Genomic DNA, 16,194 nt, shown 5'->3' on the forward strand with positions numbered 1-16,194 from the left:
CTACACCGACCTGCTCGCCGTTGGGGCCAACAAGTCGGACCTCCGGCACGCGGATTCGGTCATTGGTACGGGGATCGCTGATGCGTAACTCCTTAGTCAGTTCTGTCGGCCAGAGCCGTTCGACGGGATGTCGGACTCACGACGAAGGAGGAAATTTGTGCCCCGGCGCCCGATTCGGTCACCAGGCACAGCACCCTGGACTCTCCGCAGGCCTTCGCCCGGATCTTTCGATCCGGATTCCAACCACACAGAGGGGGTACCAACAACCCGGTAACCTTGAAGAAGCGGTCAAGCGCGGGTGGGAGAATCTCCACTTTCGTTCCGAGGCCGTAGAGGCCGCGGAGCCAGCGTTCAGCATAACAGAGGAATTCCCCATGAGCGATACCCAGCACAGCCATGCTTTCACCGAGAACGACGCGGCGCGCGACATCGCGGACGTGCCGGCGATCGAGGTCATCAACACCGTGGCGGTCCACCTGCTCAGCGCCGCGGCCGTGAAGTGCGGTCTCGCCGACGATCCGGAGTCCCAGCTCGACCTCGACGAGGCGCGCAAGCTGATCAACGCCCTCGCCGGCCTCGTCACCGCGAGCGCCCCGGACCTCGGCGACCAGCACGCCAGGGCCCTTCGGGACGGCCTGCGGTCGGTTCAGCTCGCGTTCCGCGAGGCATCCGCCATTCCGGACGCACCCGGGCAGGGCGCCGGCGAGAAGTGGACCGGCCCGGTCAACTAGCCGGCCCGCTGCATCCGCTCGCCCCCTCCGCCTTCCGAAATCCATGCATTTCGGCGGGAACGTCGCGTGTCGCGCACACCTGAGCGGCGTGTTGCCAGGATTGCATGGATTTCGGAAGGGGCGGGCGGCGGTTCGACGGCGGCGGCGGTCAGTCGGCGGTGGCGAGCTGCAGGCGCAGGGAGTCGACCCGGCCCGCGATGATCTGGCTCTCCGACCAGCGCTGCTGCAGCCGCGCGAGCAGCGCGTCCAGGGTCTCGCGGTCGAGTCCCGGCCGGAGCCCGAGCCGCACCAGCAGCTCCGTGCCGGCGAGCCGGGCGCCGGGATCGCCGGAGTCGAGCAGGATCGAGGCGACCGACTCCTCGGGCTCCGCCGAGGCGAGGAACGCGGACAGCACCTCGGGGTCGAGATAGCTCGGCAGCCATGGCTGCGACTGCGCGATGGCCCACAGGGCGGGCCGACGGATGGCGAACTCGGTGTCAGACGCCGGGTCGAGGACCACGAGCCCCGTTCCCTCGCTGGCCGCGGCCAGGGCCACCCGCACAGCATCGGCCGGCACGGGGCGCGCGACCGGGTTCCAGCGGCGCATGGTCTCGACCGAGCTGAACACCGGGAGCACGTCTCGACCGTCGGGCCCGGCCACCGTCACGATGGCGAGCTCGGCGCTCTTGTCGACGGTGAGGCCGTGCTCGCCGACCCCGGCCTCGGCGAGGTGGGAGACCAACGGGATGAGCAGCCGCGAAGCGCGGAAGGCCTCGATCACCTCGACCTCGCCGGCCTGCCCGGCGCGGAAACGACCGATCGCGTCGACGAGCACCCCCGGGGCGGACCCATCGTCGCCGGTGAAGGCGTTGTGATCGAAGTGCCGACCCTCCCAGGGAGTGCCGGCGGAGTCTGCGGGGCGCGGGTCAGCGGTCATCAGCGACCGGCGACATCCAGCGCCTCGACGAGGGTGAACTTCTTGGCGTAGAGGGCCTTGCCGACGATGGCCCCCTCGATGCCGTGCGGCACGAGCGCGCGCAGGGCCACGAGGTCGTCGAGGCTCGAGATCCCCCCGGAGGCGACCACCGGCTTCTCGGTGCGCTCCGCGACCGTGCGGAGCAGCTCGAGGTTGGGTCCCTGAAGCGTGCCGTCCTTGGTGACGTCGGTCACGACGTAGCGTGCGCAGCCGGCGGCCTCGAGGCGGTCGAGAACCTCGAAGAGGTCCCCGCCATCCTTCGTCCAGCCGCGGGCGGCGAGCGTGGTGCCTCGCACGTCCAGTCCGACCGCGATCGCGTCGCCGAACCGGCCGATGACCTCCGCCGCCCACTCCGGGTTCTCGAGGGCCGCGGTTCCGAGGTTGATGCGCCGGGCTCCCGTTGCGAGAGCGGCCTCCAGGCTCGCGTCGTCGCGGATGCCGCCGGACAGTTCGATCTGCACTCCGCTGCGCACGTTGTCGATCACGTCGCGGATCACGTCGCGGTTGTCGCCGCGCCCGAACGCGGCGTCCAGGTCGACGAGGTGGATCCACTCCGCCCCCTGGGACACCCAGTCGACGGCGGCGTCGAGTGGACTGCCATAACCGGTCTCGCTGCCCGCCTCCCCCTGGGTGAGACGCACGGCCTGGCCGTCGGCCACGTCGACGGCGGGCAGCAGGATGAGTCGCGGGGTATCGGTCGGGTCGCTCATGGTGACTTTCTGGGTTTCGGTGGCACGACGGTCTCGCCGCTTGTGGAGGTCAGTGGATGCGCAGGGAGGAGACCCAGTTGGAGAGGAGCCGGATGCCCGGCTCCCCCGACTTCTCCGGGTGGAACTGGGTTGCCGAGAGCGGGCCGTTCTCCACCGCGGCAAGGAAACGGGAGCCGTGTTCCGCCCAGGTGAGGCGCGGGCCGGGGAAGGGCGGCGAGGTCTCCAGCGTCCACTCCTGGGCCGCGTAGGAGTGCACGAAGTAGAAGCGCTCGTCGGCGATTCCGTCGAAGAGCACCGAGTCGCCCGGCGCCTCCACCGTGTTCCAGCCCATGTGCGGCAGGATCGGCGCGCGCAGTTCCGTGACGACGCCCGGCCACTCGCCGAGCCCCTCGGTCTCCACACCCCGCTCGACCCCGCGCTCGAAGAGCACCTGCATTCCCACACAGATGCCCAGCACCGGCAGACCGCCGGCGAGTCGGCGGTCGATCAGCTCGGCACCGCGCACGGCGGTGAGGGCCTCCATCACGGCGGAGAACGCCCCGACGCCCGGAACCACCAGGCCGTCGGCGGCCATCACCCGGCCGCGGTCGGCGGTGAGCTCGACTCGGGCACCGGCAACCTCCAGAGCCTTGGCGGCCGAGTGGACGTTGCCGCTGCCGTAGTCGAGCACGACGACGGATGGCTGGCTCACGATTAAAGGGCACCCTTGGTCGACGGGATGCCGCTCACTCGCGCATCCGGTGCCACCGCCTGGCGCAGCGCCCTCGCGAACGCCTTGAATTCGGCCTCGGCGATGTGGTGCGGGTCCCGACCGCCCAGAACGGTGATGTGCACGGTGAGTCCGGCGTTGAAGGTGATCGCCTCGAAGACGTGCCGCACCATCGACCCGGTGAAGTGGCCGCCGATGAGGTGGAACTCGAAGCCGGCAGGCTCGCCGGTGTGCACGAGGAACGGGCGCCCGGAGACGTCGACGACCGCCTGCACCAGGGCCTCGTCGAGCGGCACGAGCGCGTCGCCGAAGCGCGCGATCCCCGCCTTGTCGCCCAGGGCCTCCCGAATAGCCGACCCGAGCACGATGCCGATGTCCTCCACGGTGTGGTGAACGTCGATCTCCGTGTCGCCGCTCGCCGTCACCTCGAGGTCGATGAGCGAGTGCTTGGAGAACGCGGTCAGCATGTGATCGAAGAAGGGAACCGTGGTGTGGATCGTCGAGACCCCTGTGCCGTCGAGGTTGATCGAGAGCTCGATGGTCGACTCGCTCGTCTCACGCCGGAGGTGAGCCACACGCTGGTTGGTCATGCCCCAATCCTATCGATGGCGCCGATCGGCCCGAGTCCGGCCATCGCCTCGAGGAAGGCGGTGGTCTCGGCCTCCGTGCCCGCCGTCACGCGCAGGTGGTGGGGAATCGACAGGTCACGGATGATGATCTCGTGGTCGAGCAGCTCCTCGAACACCGCGTGCGGGTCGGCCACACCGCCGAAGAGCACGAAGTTCGACCAGCTCGGCCAGGCCGGGTAACCGAGCTTCGGCAGTTCGACCAGGAGTCGGTCTCGCTGCGCCTTGATGTCGTCGACCATCGCCAGCATCTCGCCGCTGTGCGCGAGGGCGGCGACGGCGGCCGCCTGGGTGAGGGCCGAGAGGTGGTACGGAAGGCGCACCAGCCGCAGGGCGTCGGCAACGGCCGGGTCCGCGGCGAGGTATCCGAGTCTGGCACCGGCGAACGCGAACGCCTTGCTCATGGTGCGGGAGACGATGAGACGCTCGCGGCCCTCGAGCAGGGTCAGGGCGGTCGGCAGCTCCGAGGGCGCGAACTCCGCGTACGCCTCGTCCACGACGACGATGCCGTCCGTCGCGTCGTACGCCGCCGCGATCGTCTCGAGCGAGAGCGGGGTGCCGGTCGGGTTGTTCGGCGAGCAGAAGAAGACGAGGTCGGGGGTGGTTCGCTCGATCCACTGCACGGCGGTCTGCGGAGAGATCTCGAATCCCTCGTCACGCTCCCCCGCCACCCAGCGCGTGCCGGTGCCGGCCGCGATGATCGAGTGCATGGAGTAGGTGGGCGGGAATCCGAGCACGCTGCGTCCGGGCCCGCCGAAGGCCTGGAGGATCTGCTGCAGAACCTCGTTCGAGCCGTTCGCGGCCCAGATGTTCTCTGCCGTCAGCCCGTGCCCGAGGTAGCCGGCAAGGCTGTGGCGCAGGGTCGTGAACTCGCGGTCCGGGTAGCGGTTGACTCCGAGCACGGCCTCGGCGAGGGCCTTGACGATGTCGGTGGCGACCGCCTCGGGGATGGGATGCGTGTTCTCGTTCACGTTGAGCGCTATCCGCACCTTCTTCTGCGGGGCGCCGTACGGGGTGAGACCGCGAAGGTCGTCTCGAATGGGGAGATCGCTGAGTGAAGCCACCAGTCAATGCTAGGGGCGCAGCGGATCTGTGACGTTCGGGGCTCTTCTGCGGCTCGCGCCGCCGGCTGCTGCGCTGGGCCGAGTGCTACGCCTAGTGCGAGTACTGCGTGGGGATGGCGATCTTCTGCCCCGGCTGCAGGTTGGTGCTCTCGAGCCGGTTGAGGTGCACGATGTCGGCTACGACGTCTCGGATGTCGGCCGACGGAGCGACGGTTTCCGCGAGCTGCCAGAGCGACTGCCCAGGCTCCACCGTCACATAGTCGAATGACGTGGAGGCGACCTGCCCGGTCGCGACCGCGCTGCCGCCATTGATGGCGAAGACCAGAGCGCCGATGACGAGCGGGACGGCGGCAAGCGACGTGAGAACGACGCGGCCACGACGCGTGAGCCGCAGGTGGACGGCAGGAGCGCGGTCGGCGCGTGCCGTCGTGCCGAATGCCATCTGGTTCATTGCGATCGTGCTCATCGTTCTGCCTTCCCTTGCTCCGTCGGTTGAACTGTTCGAGCCCACTGGGCCCATCACGGGGTTTTCGTATCCGGCACTCGGCCGGGAGTACCGGATACGAAGCTTTGTTCCGAACATACCTTCGATTCTTGCCATAATCAACCCCAATCTTCGAGACCAATACACCGAGAACCTGCGACACACTCGAACAGATGTTTGTTTATCGGTCAAATGGTGGATACAGTTTCGATTGTCTGGACTGAATCAACCAGACACCACCGACATTGAGGGTGGCGAGGCCCCGCGGCTGCGCCGCACACGACCTGGAGGACGACGTGAGCGAACCACGCGAGGCTGGCCCGCAGCAGGAGAAGCCGGGCACCCGGCGGCGCAAGAGCCTGAGCGACAAGCAGCTCGCGATCCTCGACTTCATCCAGCGCGCCGTGGCGACCAGGGGCTATCCGCCGAGCATGCGCGAGATCGGAGACGCGGTCGGCCTCTCCTCCCTTTCGAGCGTCACCCACCAGCTCAACCAGCTCGAACTGAGCGGCTACCTTCGCCGCGACCCGAATCGCCCGCGGGCGCTCGAGGTGCTCATCGACCTCCAGCAGGAGGAGGGCGGGGTCGTCTCAGACAACCCGACACCGATCGGAGACGCGGCGATGGTGCCCCTCGTCGGTCGCATCGCCGCCGGAATCCCGATCACCGCCGAGCAGCAGATCGACGAGGTCTTCCCCCTGCCCCGCCAGCTCGTGGGCAAGGGCGAGCTCTTCATGCTCAAGGTCTCGGGCGACTCGATGATCGACGCGGCGATCTGCGACGGCGACTGGATCGTTGTGCGCCAGCAGAAGACCGCCGAGAACGGCGACATCGTGGCAGCAATGCTCGACGAAGAGGCGACTGTCAAGGTCTTCCAGCAGCGTGACGGCCACACCTGGCTGCTGCCGCGCAACTCCGCGTTCGCCCCGATCCTCGGCGACTACGCCGAGCTGCTCGGCAAGGTCGTGGCTGTACTGCGCTCTATCTGACGCTCTCGCCGGATTCGGTGGCCGGGCGCGCCTCGCGGCGAAGCAGCCGCCAGGCCAGGCAGACGAGCGCCACGATCAGTCCGCCCACCGACAGGGAGCGCGTCGCCGACCAGTACAGCACGGTGCGGTCGAACGGACCGGCGCCGGAGACGGCGCCGCCGACCAGGATGCCCAACGCGATCGTGGCGACGACCGCGGCGACGACGACCCAGGCCGTCACCCGCCAGCGGTCGGAGAGCCGTGACGCCGGCAGCGCGTGCGGTGGCGTCACGCGCGCCCAGCGTGCGGCCCACGCGGCGACTATCGCGAGTCCCACGAGGCTGCTGGCGTATTGGCCCCAGCGGTAGACCGCGAAGGGCCCGACCGGCTCGCGAAGCAGCGCGATGCGCAGCACGGCCCAGCCATCCGCGTGGGTGAAGGAGTCCCAGATCAGATGGGTGACGATGCCGACCAGCACAGACACCAGAACGACGACCGCCGCCCTCAGCCTGCCCGGCCAGTGCGACGGAAGGGCGCTCGGCGACGGCATCCGGCGTCTCAGCCAGGCCGGCGCGAAGTCGAGTAGCGGTGCGCGCACGACGAGAATCCAGACCAGCAGGCAGCCGAGCGCGAGCGGAACGTCGAACGGAACGATTCCCGCGAGGGCATGCGTCTGTTCGCGATGCAGCCCGAGCGGGACGAAGAACGGGAGGTCGGGCGCCATGCTGCCGAGCACGAGTGCGGCCGACGCGAACGGCACGCGCACGAACGGCAGCACCGCGGCGATGTGGCTCGGCGTGAAGGGCACCCGCCCACCCTACGGCCGGTCGGCTACGACGTCACTACGTCGCAGCCGACGGGCGTGGGCGGTCGGCTAGTGCGCGTGCACCCTCTCGCGCACGGCGCGCGTCGCCGCGACCACGTTGGTGAGTGAGGCGACGGTCTCGTCGTAACCCCGGGTCTTGAGCCCGCAGTCCGGGTTGACCCAGACCTGGCGTTCCGGGATCGAGCCGAGAGCGATCTCGATGAGATCGGTGACCTCCTCGATCGACGGCACCCGCGGCGAGTGGATGTCGTAGACGCCCGGCCCGATGCCGCGGCCGAATCCGCTGTGCTGGATGTCCGGCACGACCTCCATCTTGGAGCGGGCCGCCTCGATCGACGTCACATCGGCGTCGAGCTTGTTGATCGCGTCGATCACCACGCCGAACTCGGAGTAGCAGAGGTGGGTGTGGATCTGCGTCTTCGGCGCGACCCCCGAGGTCGCGAGCCGGAACGACCGCACAGACCAGTCGAGATAGGTGGGCTGGTCGGCCTTCTTGAGCGGCAGCAGCTCCCGCAGCGCCGGCTCGTCCACCTGGATGATGCCGATGCCGGCCGCCTCGAGGTCTTCGATCTCGTCGCGGAGCGCGAGCGCCACCTGGTTCGCGGTCTCGCCGAGCGGCTGGTCGTCGCGCACGAAGCTCCAGGCCAGGATCGTGACCGGGCCGGTGAGCATCCCCTTGACCGGCTTGTCCGTGAGGCTCTGGGTGTAGGCCGACCACTCCACCGTGATCGGCGCGTCGCGGGCGACGTCACCCCAGAGGATCGACGGGCGCGTACAGCGGCTGCCGTAGGACTGCACCCAGCCGTTCTGGGTCACCGCGAAGCCGTCGAGGTGCTCGGCAAAGTACTGCACCATGTCGTTGCGCTCGGGCTCGCCGTGCACGATCACGTCGATGCCGATCCGCTCCTGCAGCTCGACGACGCTCTTGATCTCGGACTTGAGGAACTCGATGTACTCGTTCTCGCTGATCTCGCCCCGGGCGTTGGCCGCCCGGGCCTTGCGGATGCCACCGGTCTGGGGGAAGGACCCGATCGTGGTCGTCGGCAGGAAGGGCAGGTGAAGCGCGGCATCCTGGGCGGCGAGCCGTTCGGCGTAGTCGCCGCGCGCGAAGTCGGCCTCGGTGAGCGCCGCGGCACGCGCACGCACGTCGCCGTCGCGCACGCCCGGGGCGACCCGGCGGTCCGCGAGGGCCGCGGATGCCGCATCCAGCTCCCCCCGGATGGCGTCCCTGCCCTCGGCGAGACCGGTCGCGAGCGTGGCGATCTGGGCGACCTTCTGGTCGGCGAACGCGAGCCAGCTCTTCAGTCGCTCGTCGAGCAGGGGCTCGTCGGCGACGTCGTGCGGGGTGTGGAACAGGCTGGTGGACGAGGTGACGGCGACGCTCGGCGAGAGCTGACGGAGCGCCTCGAGCGAGTCGAACGCGGCGGACAGGTCACCGCGCCAGATGTTGTGGCCGTCGATCACGCCGCCGACGAGCGTCTTGTCTGTGCGGAATCCCGTGGGCAGCGAACCGCGCACGAGGTCGAGTCCGATCGCCTCGACCGGGGTCTCGCCGAGCACGGGAAGGGCATCGTCGAGGCTGCCGTACGGGGCCGCGACAAAGATCTGCGGTCGCACCGGCACGGCGCCGAGGGCGTCGTACGCCCGCTTCGTGGCCGCAAGCACCTGGTCGCGCGGCACCTCGATGCTCTCGCTCACCAGGGCCGGCTCGTCGAGCTGCACCCACTCTGCGCCCACCGCGGTGAGGGCGGCGAGCAGCTCCGCGTACACGGGCAGGAGGTCGTCGAGGCGGTCGAGCGGCTGGTACCCCTCCGGGGCACCCTCGCTCGCCTTGCTGAGCAGGAGGAACGTGACCGGGCCCACGATCACGGGACGCGTGCGGAAGCCGGAGGTGGTCGCCTCGGCGACCTCGCGGATCAGCCGGTCGGAGGCGAGGTGGAACCCGGTCTCCGGTCCGATCTCGGGAACGAGGTAGTGGTAGTTGGAGTCGAACCACTTAGTCATCTCGGCCGGGGTGTTGTTGCCCTCGCCGCGGGCGATCGTGAAGTAACCGGCCAGGTCGATGGTGCCGTCGGTCGCCACGAGCGACTCGAAGCGGGTGGGGATGGCGCCCACCGTGACCGCGGCATCCAGAACCTGGTCGTAGAAGGAAAACGCCTCGGGAATCGAGGAGTCCGTGGCGCCGAGGCCGAGGGACACCAGCCGTTCGCGGGTGACGCGGCGGAGCTCGGCCGCGCGCGACTCCAGCTCCTCGGCGGTGATGCTGCCGGCCCAGAAGGCCTCGACGGCCTTCTTGAGTTCGCGGCGGCGGCCGATCCTCGGGTATCCGAGGATGCTGCCGGTGGGGAATGAGGGCGCAGTCATGCTGATTCCTTGATGTTCGCTCGAGCGGTGGATGGTGTCACGGTGGTGAGTCCGACCCCTTCGAGCACGGACAACACCGCCTGATGCTGGTTGAAGGGGTAGAGGTGGAGCCCAGGCGCCCCGCCCTCGAGAACCTCGGCGGCGAGCCCGATCGCGTGCTCCACGCCGATCGCGTGCTGCTCCTCAACGGACTCGGTCGACTCGAGGCGGCTCGCGAGGCTCTCCGGCCGCCGCTCCCCCGTGAGTTCGAGGATTCGCGACAGTCGAACCGGGTTGGTGGCGGGCATGATGCCCGGCAGGATCGGGATCGTGACGCCCGCGGCGACAGCGTCGGCCACGAACCGGAGGTAGTCGTCGGCGTGGAAGAACAGTTGGGTGATGGCCATGGTCGCGCCGGAGACCTGCTTGGCGAGCAGGGTGTCGATGTCCTGGTTCGAGCGCACGGACCGCGGATGCCCGTTCGGGAAGGCCGCGACGGCAACCCGCACCTTGGCGCGGCTCGTCGGTATCTGGCCGATTCCGCCCGCGCTCCTGGATCGCAGCGTCGCGTACTGAGCGCGCTCCGTCTGCACTCGGTGGATGAGCTGCACCAGCTCCGACGCACTGCCGAGGTCACCGAGGAAGTGGTCGCCCTCCACGGCGCCGCGGGGCGGATCGCCGCGCAGCGCGAGAAAGCTCGTCACGCCGGCATCGAGGAACTCCCGCACGAGCCGGTTGGCCTCGAAATGAGAGGAGCCGACACAGGTGAGGTGCGCGAGCGGGCTCACCGAGGTGTTCTCGAGGATGTACCGCAACACGTGCAGCGAACTCTGGCGCGAGGATCCATTGGCCCCGTAGGTCACCGAGATGAAGTCCGGCCCCGCCGCCGCGAGCTGCTGGATGGTGTGCCACAGGTTGTGTTCCGCGGCGTCCGAACGCGGGGGGAAGAGCTCGAACGAGAACGGAACCCGCCCCAGTTCGTGCGCCTCCGTGTTCGTCACGCCTCAGATCCAATCCATCGTGGATGTCCTGGGGCCCGCATCCGGGGCCCACAGGGCATCTCTTTTCAGAAATGCGAGGCCTAGGGCCTCCTGTGGGCGGGTGCCGGGCTCGGCTGTCGCACCCTCGCCGGGAACGCCCGGACGAGTGGTAAACGAGCCTAGCAAGACGGGGCGTCTGTTGCCGAGTGTTACGCGGGCACCCGGGCGACGGAGAACGGCCGGAGCGCCGCGGCGTGCTCCTCGGTGACGAGCACAGCCACCCGCGTTCCGCTCTCCTCGTACGTCGTCTCGAGGATCCTGCCGTAGTCGTGCAGCGAGGAGACGAGATCGCCCCGGTCGTACGGGATGAGCAGTTCGAGCTCGATCGAGGGCGCGGGCAACACCGCGTCGATCGCCGTCAGCAGCTCATCGATTCCCTCGCCGGTGCGGGCGGACGCGAAGATCGCGTTCGGCTCGAGGCCGCGCAGCACGAGCCGCTGGTCGTCGTCGATGAGATCGCTCTTGTTGAACACCACGATCTCGGGGATGTGCCGGGCCTCGACCTCGCCGATCACGTCGCGCACGGTGGCGAGCTGGCTCGCGGGATCCGGATGCGAGGCGTCGACCACGTGCAGAATCACGTCGGAGTCCGCGATCTCCTCGAACGTGGAGCGGAACGCCTCCACGAGCTGGTGAGGCAGGTTGCGCACGAAGCCGACGGTGTCGGTGAAGGTGTAGCCGCGGCCGTCCTCGGTGACGTTCTTGCGCACAGCCGTGTCGAGCGTGGCGAACAGCGCGTTCTCCACGAGCGCGCCCGCCCTCGTGATGCGGTTGAGCAGCGACGACTTTCCGGCGTTCGTGTAGCCGGCGATCGCCACCGACGGCACCGAGTTGCGGTTGCGGTTGGCGCGCTTGGCCTCGCGGGCCGGCTTGAAGCCGAGGATCTGCTTGCGCAGGCGGGACATCCTGGTGTGGATGCGGCGGCGGTCGAGTTCGATCTTCGTCTCACCCGGTCCGCGGCTTCCCATTCCGTTCCCGGCCCCGACCTGGCCACCGGCCTGGCGGGACATCGACTCGCCCCAGCCGCGCAGTCGCGGCAACAGGTATTCGAGCTGGGCGAGCTCGACCTGGGCCTTGCCCTCCCGGCTCTTGGCGTGCTGGCTGAAGATGTCGAGGATCACGGCAGTGCGGTCGATCACCTTGACCCGCACCACATCCTCGAGCGCGCGCCGCTGGCTGGGGGCGAGCTCGCTGTCCACGATGACCGTGTCGGCGCCCACGCTCGCCACGACATCCCGCAGCTCGAGGGCCTTGCCCTTGCCGAAATAGGTGCTGGGGTCCGGCGTCGCCCGACGCTGGAGGAGGCCATCGAGCACGATGGCGCCCGCGGTCTCGGCAAGCGCGAAGAGCTCACGCATGGAATTCTCGGCCTCGGCGGCGTTGCCCTGGCCATAGATGCCGATCAGCACGACACGCTCGATGCGCAACTGTCGATACTCGACCTCGGTGACATCCTCGAGCTCGGTCGAGAGTCCGGCGACCCGTCGCAGGGCCTGTCGGTCTTCCCGGTCGAACTGGTCGCCGTCGCTCGAGGACTCGTGGCCGAGCGCCTCGGTCTGGAGCGCCTGTGCCCCGCCGCTCGAGAACAGCGTGAATCCGGCGGAACACGATGCCGCCCGCGCTAGCACGCGATCGATCGGATCGAGCACGTCCGCACCGTCCGTTGCGACCTCGTTCGGCTCCACGCCTTCACTCTCACTCATCTGGTTAACCCTAGCTCCTCGTATTTCGATAGGTTTCTCTCCATGGCCAATGAGCATTACTTCTCGGAAACTCCAGAGAGTGAACTCATCTTTCGGCAAATCCGGGTTCCGCTCGCCGGCGAAATGCGTGATCTCACCACCTCGAACGGCATCTTCAGCCCGGAGCGCATCGACGTGGGCACGAGTGTGCTGCTCGCCAACACCCCGCCGGCGCCGCCCGGCGGCAACCTGCTCGACCTCGGCTGCGGCTGGGGACCGATCGCGCTCACTCTCGCGCTCGAATCTCCTCGCGCCACGGTCTGGGCCGTGGACGTGAACGAACGCGCCCTCCAACTCGTGCGGCTGAACGCGGAGAAGTTGGGCATCACCAACATCAACGCCTGCAAGCCCGCGGATGTTCCCGCCGACGTGCAGTTCACGACCATCCGCTCGAATCCGCCCATTCGGGTCGGCAAGGACGAGCTGCACAGCATGCTCGAGATGTGGCTCCCGCGCCTCGAGCCGGAATCGGATGCCTGGCTCGTCGTGCAGCGCAACCTCGGGTCGGATTCGCTGCACCGCTGGCTCGAGGGCACGTTGCCCGCGGAGTTCTCCGTCGTGCGCGCCGCGACCAACAAGGGCTACCGCGTGCTGAGGGTGCGCCGCCGCTAGCTCGAACTCCGCAGGCTCAGATCTGCAGGGTGCCCTCGAAGACGAGGTCGGCCGGCCCGCTGAGCGACACGTGTTCGCCGTCCTCCGCCGCCCACATCCTCACCCCGAGCGTGCCGCCGGGCACCTCGACCTTCCACTGGTTCGGAGCCCCCGGCCCGGCCCAGTGACGCGTGGCGAGCGCCGCGGCCGCGGCGCCGGTGCCACAGGAGAGCGTCTCGCCGCTCCCCCGCTCGTGCACCCGCATGCGGATGCGCCCCACGCCGTCCTTCACCAGCGGCTCGAGCGGAACGACGAACTCCACGTTCGCCCCCTCCGGCGCGTCCGGTTCGAGCACCGGGATGAAGCTCAGGTCGGCCGAATCGAGTTCGGCATCACTCGACAGCGCCACGACGACGTGCGGGTTGCCGACATTGATGCCGAGCCCCGGCCGCGCCACCTGGAGGTTCTTGGCGCGCACGAGCGGTTCGCCACCGTCGAGCGACCACCGACCGAGGTCCACCTGGAAGCCGTTGGCGTTGCCCTGCACGTCGCGCACGCCACCCCGGGTACCGATCGCGATCGTCTGCCCCGCTCCGAGTTCGACCAGCCCGTTGTCCACAAGAAAGCGCGCGTAGACACGGATGCCGTTGCCGCACATCTCCGACGGGGAGCCGTCGGCGTTGTGGTAGTCCATGAACCACTCGGCCGACTCGTCCTCCGCTAGGGCCGCGGCCCCGTCTGGGAGGCTCCTCGACCGCACCGCCCGGATGATCCCGTCGCCGCCGACGCCGAAGTGCCGGTCGGCGATCGCCGCGAGCTGCTCCGGCGAGAGGTCGATGAGGCCATCGGGATCGGCGAACAATACGAAGTCGTTGCCGGTTCCGTGGCCCTTGGTGAAAAGCAGTTCAGGCATTGCTCAAGACTAGTTGCAGGGCGCTGGCCACCCGTTCCGGGTCGTCGTGGGCGAGCCAGGTGGTGTTCGGGTCGCGAGTGAACCAGCCGACCTGCCGGCGGGCGTACTTGCGGGTGAGCGCGGCCGTCAGCTCGATCGCCTCGCTCTCCGTCAGCTCGCCCCGCACCTCGGCGATGGCCTGGGCGTAGCCGATCGCGCGCGACGCCGTCACCCCGATTCCGCGGTCCACGAGGGCCGCGGCCTCCTCCACGAGGCCGTGCTCCCACATTCGCCGCACTCGATCGTCGAGCCGGGCCACGAGCTCGGCCCGGGGCGCTGACACCCCAATCGACACGGTGGGGGTCCACGGGCGGGCCTCCGCGCCGAGACCCGCGCCGAATGGCTCGCCGGTCAGTTCGATCACCTCGAGGGCGCGCACGATCCGCCGACCGTTGTGCGGGCCGATCGCGGCCGCCGCCTCCGGGTCGAGTTCTCGCAGCCGTGCGTGCAACAGGCCGGGCCCGGACTCGACGAGCTCGCCCTCGAGCCGCCCCCGGATCACCGGGTCGGTGCCCGGAAAACGGAAGTCGTAGACGACGGACGAGACGTACAGGCCCGACCCGCCGACGAGGATCGGGATGGCGCCCCGGCCCCGCACCTCCTCGATCGCGGCGCGGGCATCGGACTGGTAGGCGGCGACGTTCGCCTCGTCGCTCGGCTCCAGCACGTCGAGCATGTGGTGGGCGATACCGCGCCGCTCCTCCACCGGCAGCTTCGCGGTGCCGATGTCCATGCACCGGTAGAGCTGCATCGCGTCGGCGTTGACGATCTCCGCCGGCATCCCGAGGGCCGCGATCCCCTCCGCGAGGTCGAGGGAGAGGGCCGACTTGCCGGTGCCCGTTGCCCCGACCACGGCCACGAGCAGGCCGCTAGCGCTGCCCATCGGTGACGTCGTAGATCGGGATCGTCGCCGCCCGCAGGCCGGGAAGCCCCAGGGAGACCCGACCCGGTGCGCTCGCGGCACCGGCGGGAGCCGGCACGCCACAGGACTCCGCGTCCGCGCGGTCCCAGGCGTCACCGGCCGTGGTGCGGCGGATGCTCAACGGCGCTCCGTCGAGTGAGTCGGCCAACAGGTAGAAGGGCTTCGCGTCGGAGATGCGCACCGTGACCACGTCGCCCGGCCGCGGGATCCCGCTGTGCGGGGTCACCTCGAAGTGAATGAGCCTGCTGTCCTCGGCGCGACCGGACAGCCGATGTGTGTCCGCATCCTTCGACCCCTCGGCTCCGACGAGCACGTTGACCTCGGTGCCGACGAGCTTCTGGTTCTCCTCCCAGGAGATGCGGTCCTGCAGCGCGACGAGTCGCTCGTAGCGCTCCTGCACCACCGCCTTGGGCACCTGGTCGTCCATGGTCGCGGCCGGTGTCCCCTCCCGGATCGAATACTGGAACGTGAAGGCGGTGGCGAATCTCGCCTGCTCGACCACGCGCAGGGTGTCCTGGAAGTCCTCCTCGGTCTCGCCAGGGAACCCGACGATGATGTCGGTCGAGATCGCGGCGTGCGGAATGCGGGCGCGCACGCGGTCGAGAATCCCGAGGAACTTCTCGGACCGATAGCTGCGGCGCATGGCCTTCAGCACGGCGTCGGATCCCGACTGCAGCGGCATGTGGAGTTGCGGCATCACCGAGGGTGTCTCGGCCATCGCGTCGATCACATCGTCCGTGAAGGCCGCGGGGTGCGGGCTCGTGAAACGGATGCGCTCGAGGCCCTCGATCTGACCGGCCGCGCGGAGCAGCTTGCCGAAGGCCTGCCGGTCACCGAACTCGACGCCGTAGGAGTTGACGTTCTGGCCGAGCAGCGTGACCTCGATCGCGCCGTCGTCGACGATCGCCTGGATCTCCGCCAGGATGTCGCCGGGGCGGCGGTCCTTCTCCTTGCCGCGGAGCGCCGGCACTATGCAGAATGTGCAGGTGTTGTTGCAGCCGACGGAGATCGACACCCACCCGCTGTAGGTCGACTCGCGCCTCGTCGGGAGGGTGGACGGAAAGACGTCGAGCGACTCGAGAATCTCGAGCTGCGCCTCGCCGTTGTGCCTCGCCCGCTCGAGCAGGGTCGGGAGCGAGCCCATGTTGTGGGTGCCGAAGACCACATCCACCCACGGCGCCTTCTCGAGGATGACGTTCTTGTCCTTCTGGGCCAGGCAGCCACCGACGGCGATCTGCATGCCCTCGTGCTTCTGCTTGACCGAGGCCAGGTAGCCGAGGTTGCCGTAGAGCTTGTTGTCGGCGTTCTCCCGCACCGCGCAGGTGTTGATGACCACCACGTCGGCCTGCTCGCCGTTCGCCTTCACGTAGCCGGCGGCCTCGAGCGAGCCGCTGAGGCGCTCGGAGTCGTGGACATTCATCTGGCAGCCGAAGGTGCGCACCTCGTAGGTGCGTGCCTTCGCCTCGAGGTCGGGGCGCACGGGAGCGGTCATGGTCATGATTGATCCAGCCTAACGCCGGTGATGTCCCGG

16 protein-coding genes and 1 pseudogene are annotated in these 16,194 nt (G+C 69.0%); 3 read left to right on the top strand and 14 right to left on the bottom strand.

Translation table 11 applies throughout. The features are described from left to right. A pseudogene (locus tag ACHZD8_RS09430) lies at positions 1-100 on the bottom strand (translation initiation factor IF-3); the annotation flags it as partial. 274 nt (positions 101-374) lie between these two features. Between ACHZD8_RS09430 and ACHZD8_RS09435 the strand changes: the two are divergent. Further along, the gene (locus ACHZD8_RS09435; protein ID WP_394770044.1) at positions 375-731 is read left to right on the top strand and encodes a DUF1844 domain-containing protein; all 357 of its coding nucleotides are present in this window, start codon (positions 375-377) and stop codon (positions 729-731) included. Positions 732-879: 148 nt separating this feature from the next. Here ACHZD8_RS09435 and ACHZD8_RS09440 read toward each other — a convergent pair whose 3' ends face one another. The 6 genes from ACHZD8_RS09440 to ACHZD8_RS09465 form a co-directional block, all read right to left on the bottom strand. Beyond that, positions 880-1,647, bottom strand: coding sequence for an SseB family protein (locus tag ACHZD8_RS09440; RefSeq protein WP_394770046.1), 768 nt, complete (start codon positions 1,645-1,647; stop codon positions 880-882). Further along, the gene (priA, locus tag ACHZD8_RS09445) at positions 1,647-2,396 is read right to left on the bottom strand and encodes a bifunctional 1-(5-phosphoribosyl)-5-((5-phosphoribosylamino)methylideneamino)imidazole-4-carboxamide isomerase/phosphoribosylanthranilate isomerase PriA (protein WP_394770047.1); all 750 of its coding nucleotides are present in this window, start codon (positions 2,394-2,396) and stop codon (positions 1,647-1,649) included. Before priA ends, ACHZD8_RS09440 begins: the two co-directional genes overlap by 1 nt. Before the next feature lie 49 nt (positions 2,397-2,445). Then, positions 2,446-3,087, bottom strand: a complete 642-nt coding sequence (gene hisH, locus ACHZD8_RS09450) for an imidazole glycerol phosphate synthase subunit HisH (protein WP_394770048.1) — start codon at positions 3,085-3,087, stop codon at positions 2,446-2,448. Positions 3,088-3,089: 2 nt separating this feature from the next. Continuing rightward, positions 3,090-3,695: an imidazoleglycerol-phosphate dehydratase HisB gene (gene hisB / locus ACHZD8_RS09455; protein WP_394770050.1), complete on the bottom strand. Its 606-nt coding sequence runs from the start codon at positions 3,693-3,695 to the stop codon at positions 3,090-3,092. Further along, on the bottom strand, positions 3,692-4,795 hold the full coding sequence (locus ACHZD8_RS09460; RefSeq protein ID WP_394770051.1) for a histidinol-phosphate transaminase: 1,104 nt from the start codon (positions 4,793-4,795) through the stop codon (positions 3,692-3,694). Before ACHZD8_RS09460 ends, hisB begins: the two co-directional genes overlap by 4 nt. 91 nt (positions 4,796-4,886) lie before the next feature. Then, on the bottom strand, positions 4,887-5,261 hold the full coding sequence (locus ACHZD8_RS09465) for a LysM peptidoglycan-binding domain-containing protein (protein WP_394770052.1): 375 nt from the start codon (positions 5,259-5,261) through the stop codon (positions 4,887-4,889). A 314-nt stretch (positions 5,262-5,575) separates the two neighbouring features. On the opposite strand from ACHZD8_RS09465, the gene lexA reads away from it, so the two are divergent. Further along, positions 5,576-6,268, top strand: a complete 693-nt coding sequence (lexA, locus tag ACHZD8_RS09470) for a transcriptional repressor LexA (RefSeq protein WP_394770054.1) — start codon at positions 5,576-5,578, stop codon at positions 6,266-6,268. Here lexA and ACHZD8_RS09475 read toward each other — a convergent pair. The 4 genes from ACHZD8_RS09475 to hflX form a co-directional block, all read right to left on the bottom strand. Further along, positions 6,261-7,055 carry a DUF4184 family protein gene (locus ACHZD8_RS09475; RefSeq protein ID WP_394770056.1) on the bottom strand — a complete coding sequence of 265 codons (795 nt, stop codon included), beginning with the start codon at positions 7,053-7,055 and terminating at the stop codon, positions 6,261-6,263. The two genes, lexA and ACHZD8_RS09475, sit on opposite strands and share 8 nt — an antisense overlap. A 66-nt stretch (positions 7,056-7,121) precedes the next feature. Next, a complete protein-coding gene (gene metE, locus ACHZD8_RS09480) occupies positions 7,122-9,437 on the bottom strand; it encodes a 5-methyltetrahydropteroyltriglutamate--homocysteine S-methyltransferase (RefSeq protein WP_394770057.1) in 2,316 nt (771 codons plus the stop codon). Then, on the bottom strand, positions 9,434-10,417 hold the full coding sequence (locus ACHZD8_RS09485) for a methylenetetrahydrofolate reductase (RefSeq protein ID WP_394770059.1): 984 nt from the start codon (positions 10,415-10,417) through the stop codon (positions 9,434-9,436). The genes metE and ACHZD8_RS09485 overlap by 4 nt, the downstream gene beginning before the upstream one ends. A gap of 188 nt (positions 10,418-10,605) precedes the next feature. Continuing rightward, positions 10,606-12,159 (bottom strand): GTPase HflX, encoded by a 1,554-nt coding sequence (gene hflX, locus ACHZD8_RS09490; RefSeq protein ID WP_394770061.1) that lies wholly within the window; start codon positions 12,157-12,159, stop codon positions 10,606-10,608. 42 nt (positions 12,160-12,201) lie between these two features. On the opposite strand from hflX, the gene ACHZD8_RS09495 reads away from it, so the two are divergent. Then, complete coding sequence (locus tag ACHZD8_RS09495) at positions 12,202-12,810, top strand: class I SAM-dependent methyltransferase (RefSeq protein WP_394770063.1); 609 nt, start codon at positions 12,202-12,204, stop codon at positions 12,808-12,810. Between the two features lie 16 nt (positions 12,811-12,826). Here ACHZD8_RS09495 and dapF read toward each other — a convergent pair whose 3' ends face one another. The 3 genes from dapF to miaB are packed head-to-tail and all read right to left on the bottom strand — an operon-like array spanning position 12,827 to position 16,161. Continuing rightward, positions 12,827-13,702, bottom strand: a complete 876-nt coding sequence (dapF, locus tag ACHZD8_RS09500; protein ID WP_394770065.1) for a diaminopimelate epimerase — start codon at positions 13,700-13,702, stop codon at positions 12,827-12,829. Further along, positions 13,695-14,624, bottom strand: a complete 930-nt coding sequence (gene miaA / locus ACHZD8_RS09505; RefSeq protein ID WP_394770066.1) for a tRNA (adenosine(37)-N6)-dimethylallyltransferase MiaA — start codon at positions 14,622-14,624, stop codon at positions 13,695-13,697. Before miaA ends, dapF begins: the two co-directional genes overlap by 8 nt. Then, complete coding sequence (gene miaB / locus ACHZD8_RS09510; protein ID WP_394770068.1) at positions 14,611-16,161, bottom strand: tRNA (N6-isopentenyl adenosine(37)-C2)-methylthiotransferase MiaB; 1,551 nt, start codon at positions 16,159-16,161, stop codon at positions 14,611-14,613. Before miaB ends, miaA begins: the two co-directional genes overlap by 14 nt. Positions 16,162-16,194: the final 33 nt, after the last annotated feature.

The sequence above is a fragment of the Lacisediminihabitans sp. genome (assembly GCF_043726815.1).
Lineage (GTDB): Bacteria > Actinomycetota > Actinomycetes > Actinomycetales > Microbacteriaceae > Lacisediminihabitans.